We start from the raw sequence: 5,748 nt of genomic DNA, 5'->3' as shown, positions 1-5,748 counted from the left end.
CGCCACCTGCGATCCAAGGCGCGCCATAATGGGCACGGCCAATCATCACGGCGTCGGCACCCGATTGATCGAGAATGTCGGCCGCTTCCGCCGGCGAAGAGACGTCACCATTGGCGACGACCGGGATGGACACGGCTTCCTTGACGCGGGCGATGGCGCGCCAGTCGGCCTTGCCCTGATAGAACTGGCAGCGCGTTCGGCCGTGCACGGTCACCATGCTGACACCGGCCTGCTCGGCGCGGCGCGCCAGCATCGGCGCGTTGAGCGCGCCTTCGTCCCAGCCAAGCCGCATCTTGACCGTCACTGGCACCTCGACCGCGCCGACAACGGCGTCGATCAGCGACAGTGCGTGGTCGAGATCCAGCATCAATGCCGAGCCGGCATAACCGCCGGTGACCTTCTTGGCCGGGCATCCCATGTTGATGTCGATAATGTCGGCGCCCTCGCCGGCGGCGATTCTGGCACCTTCGGCCATGTGCATCGCCTCGCGGCCTGCAAGCTGAACCATATGGACGGGCAGGCCGGAGTGGCGTATGCGCAGGTTGAAACCGGCCCTGCCCTTGGCGAGCTCGCCGCTGGCAACCATTTCGGACACGACCAAGCCCGCACCATGCGCGTGGGCACGCTGCCGGAACGGCTCGTCCGTAATGCCCGACATCGGCGCGAGGAACACGCGATTGCGGAGTTTCACGCCGCCGACGTTAAGCGGCGCGGCCAATTTGGTCAAATTAACCATGCACAAAAACCAAGCATCTTCATTCGTTGCACATTCTCTAGCCATATCGGCCGCAATGTGCAACGCGGAATGACGCCACATTAAGGCGCAATCGGAAAAATGCTGGCCTTCGGGACTGGGTGCGGCCAAAGCGCCGCGCGCCCCGTGGGACGCGCAAAGGACGCTTTGGGATTCATATTTGACGCACGATCTTTGCCGAAAACCGATTACACTTTTCGGGATCGTGCGCTAAGCCAATCTGCAATGACTGACGCAAGTGAAAATCACGTTTCGAGTGCGGATGGCAAGGTCGCGGTGGTAATCGTCGCGGCCGGCCGTGGTGCGCGCGCCGGACAGGCCAACGGACCGAAGCAATATCAACACATTGGCGGCTTTGCCGTTATCGCACACACGCTTGACATTTTTCTGGCCCACCCGCGGACCAGCGAGATCGTCGTCGCCATTCATGCCGACGACCATGAACTGTTCCGGCAGGCGGCGGGCACCAACGCCGAGCGCGTTAGCGCCGTTATCGGCGGGGCGACCAGGCAGGAATCCGTCCGGCTCGGCCTGCTTGCCCTTAGAGACCACGCGCCGGGGCAGGTTCTGATCCACGATGCCGTGCGTCCGTTTGTCGATGCGGACCTGATAGATCGCACCATCGCCGCCATCGGCGAGCGCGAGGGCGCATTGCCCGCTTTGCCCGTCGCCGACACGCTGAAGCGCGAGTCGGCCTCCGGCGTGGTTGGCGAAACCGTTTCGCGCAGCGGTCTTCACGCGGCGCAAACGCCGCAGGGCTTTCCGTTCTGGCCCATCCTTGCCGCGCACGAGAAAGCCCATCATCTGGGAAAAATGGATTTTACCGACGATGCCGCGATCGCCGAATGGGCGCATATTCCGGTCAAGATCGTTCCGGGCTCGCCGGACAATGTCAAACTCACCTGGGCACGGGATATTGCCATGGCGGACCAGCGGCTTTCCGGCGAACGTGTGCGCTTTCCCGACATCCGGACCGGCAATGGCTACGACGTCCATGCTTTCGAGCCCGGCGACCATGTTACACTGTGTGGAGTCGCCATTGCACACGACAAGAAACTGTCCGGCCATTCCGACGCCGATGTCGGTCTGCATGCTCTGACCGATGCGTTGCTGGCGACCTGCGGCGCCGGCGACATCGGTACGCATTTTCCGCCGTCCGACCCGCAGTGGAAAGGCGCTGCATCGCGGATCTTCGTCGAGCATGCGGCAGGGCTGGTGCGCGAGCGCGGCGGCCGCATCGCCAATGCCGATATCACGTTGATCTGCGAAGCGCCGCGCGTCGGCCCGCACCGCGAGGCGATGACGGCAGCCCTGTCGCAGATGCTGGCAATTTCCGCGGATCGCATCTCGATCAAGGCGACAACCAACGAGAAGCTCGGCTTCGTCGGGCGCGAGGAAGGCATTGCGGCGATCGCCACTGCCAGCGTGGTGTTTCCCGGCGAGGTGCCGGAATGACCAACAGCGACCTGGCAAATGCCTTGCTGCAAGCCTGCCAGAAACGCGGCATCATGCTGGCAACGGCGGAAAGCTGCACCGGCGGCATGATCATCGCGGCACTCACCGACATCGCGGGCTCGTCCGCCGTGGTCGATCGCGGCTTCATCGCCTATTCCAACGAAGCCAAGATGGACATGCTCGGCGTTTCCGCCGCCACGCTCGATGCGCATGGGGCGGTTTCGCGCGAGACTGCGATCGAAATGGCGACAGGCGCGCTTACCCGTTCGCGCGCCGGGCTGACCCTGGCGGTTACCGGGATCGCCGGGCCTGGCGGCGGTTCGGCGGAAAAACCGGTCGGCCTGGTCTGGTTCGGGGTTGCGCTGGACGGCCGACCGATTGTCGCCGAGCACCAACTCTTTGCAGACAAAGGCCGCGATTTCATCCGTCGCGAAACGGTCCGGCAAGCGCTGGAACTGGGCCTGCAAGCACTCGGATAGGATTATAAAACGTTGGGCGGGCGGACCCGAAAGCCGGATTTGCGGCTACGTTTTCGATTCCGGGCTGCTTTGCCCCAAGTGTGGCTCCGTCCCAGCCAGCAGCCGCTGAATATTGGCACGATGGCGCATAACCACGTAGATGCTGCCCGCAATCACCAGCAACCGATAGGCCAACGGTTGCTCCAGGCCACAGATGAGGGCGATCGCGGTCAACGCCGCTACCATCGAACTCAGGGAAACTATCCGAGACGTAGCCAGCACAGCACCAAAAGCCGCCGCAGCCCCCACACCTACCGGCCAAGACAGAGCCAGCAACACGCCAAGCCCCGTCGCAGCGGATTTGCCACCTGTGAAATTCAACCAGATCGAACGGCCATGTCCCAACAACACGGCAATTCCGGCCAGGCAAACAGCCCAAGGCACCCAGGCTTGCAGGTCAAGCGGGGTCGATAGCGTAACCAACGGCAACGTGATGAACCCAGCGGGCAAAGACGATCGCCCCAGCACCTTTCAGCACATCCACCAGCAACACCACCAACGCCGGCCATTTTCCCAAGACCCGCAAGACGTTCGTTGCCCCGGTGGATTTGGAGCCATGCTCCCGGATATCGATGCCCTTGAGCAGCTTCCCCGCCAGATAACCCGTGGGCATTGAACCGAAGAGATAGGCGATCGCCAGTCCAACGGTGCTTGCTATCCAGAAAAGCATGCGCAAGCCTCAAGACGGTTTTGTACCGTAGATGACGTCGGCGCGCTTCTCAAAGGCTTCGGCGAACATGCGGAAGGCACGATCGAACATGGTTCCCATGACCGCGCCCAGAATACGGCTCTTGAACTCGTAGTCGATGAAGAAGCGGACGGCGCAACCGGCGCCGTCGGGTTCGAAACGCCAGACATTGCTCAAATATTTGAACGGCCCGTCGATGTACTTCACGTCGATGGTGTTCTCGTCGGGCTTCAGCAGTACCTGCGTCGTGAAGGTTTCGCGGATCGCCTTGTAGCCGATGCTCATGTCGGCAAGGAGAACGGTACGCCCGTCACGCTCCTTGCGCGAGCGAACCGTCAGCGCTTCGCAAAGCGGCAGGAATTGCGGATAGGATTCAACATCGGCGACCAAAGCGAACATCTGCTCGGGTGTATGGGATACGCGTCGGGTAGCTTCGAATTTTGGCATGAAACCGGCTGATTAAGCTGATTTCTTGAGAATCGCTTCCCGTGCCGCACGCAGCTTGGCGAAATCGTCGCCGGCGTGATGCGATGAACGCGTCAGCGGGCTGGACGCCACCAGCAGGAAACCCTTGGTCCGGCCGATCGTCTCAAAGGATTTGAACTCCTCCGGCGTAACAAAGCGGATCACCGGGTGGTGCTTCTTCGACGGCTGCAGATACTGGCCTATGGTCATGAAGTCGACATTGGCCGAACGCAGATCGTCCATCAACTGCAGGATTTCATTCCGTTCTTCGCCCAGCCCCACCATGATGCCGGACTTGGTGAAGATCGACGGATCAAGCTCCTTGACCCGCTGCAACAGCCGGATCGAATGGAAATAGCGGGCGCCCGGACGAACCGTCAGATAGTTCGACGGAACGGTTTCGAGATTGTGGTTGAAGACGTCGGGTTTGGCCGCCACGACGATCTCCAGCGCGCCGTCCTTGCGCAGGAAGTCGGGCGTCAGGATTTCGATCGTCGTCAGCGGCGTCGCCGCCCGGATGGCGCGGATGACCTCGGCGAAATGCTGCGCACCGCCATCGGCGAGATCGTCGCGGTCGACCGAGGTGATGACGACATGGGTAAGGCCCATCTGCTTGACCGCATGCGCGACGCGGGCCGGTTCATCCGGGTCAAGAGCGGTTGGAATGCCCGTGGCGACGTTGCAGAAAGCGCAGGCGCGGGTGCAGATCTCGCCCATGATCATGAAGGTGGCGTGCTTCTTTTCCCAGCACTCGCCGATGTTGGGGCAGCCGGCCTCTTCGCAGACCGTCACCAGCTTGTGCGACTTCACGATTTCGCGCGTTTCGGCATAGCCCTTCGACATCGGCGCCTTGACGCGTATCCAGTCGGGCTTGCGCAGGACATCCTGATCAGGCTTGTGCGCCTTTTCGGGATGCCGCAGGCGCGGTGCGTTGGCGATCGTATCGAGGACAGTGACCATCGGGAAACCTGGTTCATTGGCGAGCGCCAGTCAGGCGTTCGTTGTGATAACGTCATCTAGGACTTTTCGGCGCAAAGAAAAAGGCCGCTGCGGCGCATGCCGCAACAGCCTTTTTCGCATGGCAGCTCTTCAGTGATGTCAGCGGCGCACCAGGCGTCCTGCCCAGATCAGTAGGCAGGCGCCGATAAAGCCGGTGATCAGATAGGCAATCCAGCCGACGCCGAACGGGCCAAAATTGAGAGCCTGCAGAATGGCGTTCAGCACGATCGCGCCGACGATGCCCATAACGATGTTCATGAAGATGCCGGTGTTGCTCTTCATGAACATTTCGGCGAACCAGCCTGCCAGGCCGCCGATGATGATGGCTGCTATCCAGCCGACGCCATTCAGGTGCATATGCCTTCTCCTTGTGTGATGGATGAAAGTGCATCCGCAAACGATGTACCTTGCCGCCGGGTTCCATCTGTAGCAGCGCTTTCAATCTATCACGCGTTGAGCGCGCGGCCATAGGCGTCGAGCACGCTTTCCTTCATCATCTCCGACAGCGTCGGGTGCGGGAAGATGGTGTGCATCAGCTCTTCCTCGGTCGTCTCCAGGTTCATCGCCACGACGAAGCCCTGGATCAGTTCGGTCACTTCGGCGCCGACCATGTGGGCGCCGAGCAATTGACCGGTCTTCTTGTCGAAGATGGTCTTGATGAAGCCCTGATCCTCACCGAGCGCGATCGCCTTGCCATTGGCGGCGAACTGGAAGCGCCCGACCCGGATATCCCAGCCCTCTGCCTTGGCCTTGGCTTCGGTCAGGCCAACCGAGGCGACCTGCGGATTGCAGTAGGTGCAGCCCGGAATCTTCAGCTTGTCGGTGGCATGTACGCCAGGAAAATCAGCGATCTTCTCGATGCACACGAC

6 protein-coding genes and 2 pseudogenes are annotated in these 5,748 nt (G+C 61.5%); 2 read left to right on the top strand and 6 right to left on the bottom strand.

All coding sequences use genetic code 11. The annotated features are described in order from the left end of the window. Positions 1-736 (bottom strand): tRNA dihydrouridine synthase DusB (dusB, locus tag EN884_RS23100; RefSeq protein WP_128360753.1); only part of this gene is annotated, 736 nt, incomplete at its 3' end. Positions 737-979: 243 nt separating this feature from the next. Here dusB and EN884_RS23095 point away from each other — a divergent pair. Both EN884_RS23095 and EN884_RS23090 read left to right on the top strand, forming a co-directional pair. Then, entirely contained in the window at positions 980-2,209 is a 1,230-nt protein-coding gene (locus EN884_RS23095) for a bifunctional 2-C-methyl-D-erythritol 4-phosphate cytidylyltransferase/2-C-methyl-D-erythritol 2,4-cyclodiphosphate synthase (RefSeq protein WP_013531491.1), read from the top strand. Then, on the top strand, positions 2,206-2,688 hold the full coding sequence (locus tag EN884_RS23090) for a CinA family protein (RefSeq protein ID WP_063168047.1): 483 nt from the start codon (positions 2,206-2,208) through the stop codon (positions 2,686-2,688). The genes EN884_RS23095 and EN884_RS23090 overlap by 4 nt, the downstream gene beginning before the upstream one ends. A gap of 45 nt (positions 2,689-2,733) precedes the next feature. Here the strand turns inward: EN884_RS23090 and plsY are convergent. The 5 genes and pseudogenes from plsY to EN884_RS23065 all read right to left on the bottom strand — a co-directional run. Beyond that, positions 2,734-3,397, bottom strand: a pseudogene (gene plsY / locus EN884_RS23085) (glycerol-3-phosphate 1-O-acyltransferase PlsY). A gap of 9 nt (positions 3,398-3,406) precedes the next feature. Then, positions 3,407-3,862: a type II toxin-antitoxin system RatA family toxin gene (locus EN884_RS23080; RefSeq protein ID WP_013531488.1), complete on the bottom strand. Its 456-nt coding sequence runs from the start codon at positions 3,860-3,862 to the stop codon at positions 3,407-3,409. A 12-nt stretch (positions 3,863-3,874) separates the two neighbouring features. After that, positions 3,875-4,840 carry a lipoyl synthase gene (gene lipA, locus EN884_RS23075; RefSeq protein ID WP_024505190.1) on the bottom strand — a complete coding sequence of 322 codons (966 nt, stop codon included), beginning with the start codon at positions 4,838-4,840 and terminating at the stop codon, positions 3,875-3,877. 138 nt (positions 4,841-4,978) lie between these two features. After that, positions 4,979-5,236 (bottom strand): GlsB/YeaQ/YmgE family stress response membrane protein, encoded by a 258-nt coding sequence (locus EN884_RS23070; RefSeq protein ID WP_013531486.1) that lies wholly within the window; start codon positions 5,234-5,236, stop codon positions 4,979-4,981. Between the two features lie 89 nt (positions 5,237-5,325). After that, positions 5,326-5,748, bottom strand: a pseudogene (locus tag EN884_RS23065) (dihydrolipoyl dehydrogenase); the annotation flags it as partial.

Origin of the sequence: Mesorhizobium sp. M7A.F.Ca.AU.001.01.1.1, assembly GCF_004022735.1 — a bacterium.
Taxonomy (GTDB): domain Bacteria; phylum Pseudomonadota; class Alphaproteobacteria; order Rhizobiales; family Rhizobiaceae; genus Mesorhizobium; species Mesorhizobium ciceri.
This window is presented reverse-complemented; position numbering and strand designations above follow the sequence as displayed.

Bases quoted from the DNA above. Each gene is read 5' to 3' on its own strand.
- EN884_RS23095 (WP_013531491.1), top strand. From the start codon at position 980: ATGACTGACGCAAGTGAAAATCACGTTTCGAGTGCGGATGGCAAGGTC.
- EN884_RS23090 (WP_063168047.1), top strand. From the start codon at position 2,206: ATGACCAACAGCGACCTGGCAAATGCCTTGCTGCAAGCCTGCCAGAAA.
- EN884_RS23080 (WP_013531488.1), bottom strand. From the start codon at position 3,862: ATGCCAAAATTCGAAGCTACCCGACGCGTATCCCATACACCCGAGCAG.
- lipA (WP_024505190.1), bottom strand. From the start codon at position 4,840: ATGGTCACTGTCCTCGATACGATCGCCAACGCACCGCGCCTGCGGCAT.
- EN884_RS23070 (WP_013531486.1), bottom strand. From the start codon at position 5,236: ATGCACCTGAATGGCGTCGGCTGGATAGCAGCCATCATCATCGGCGGC.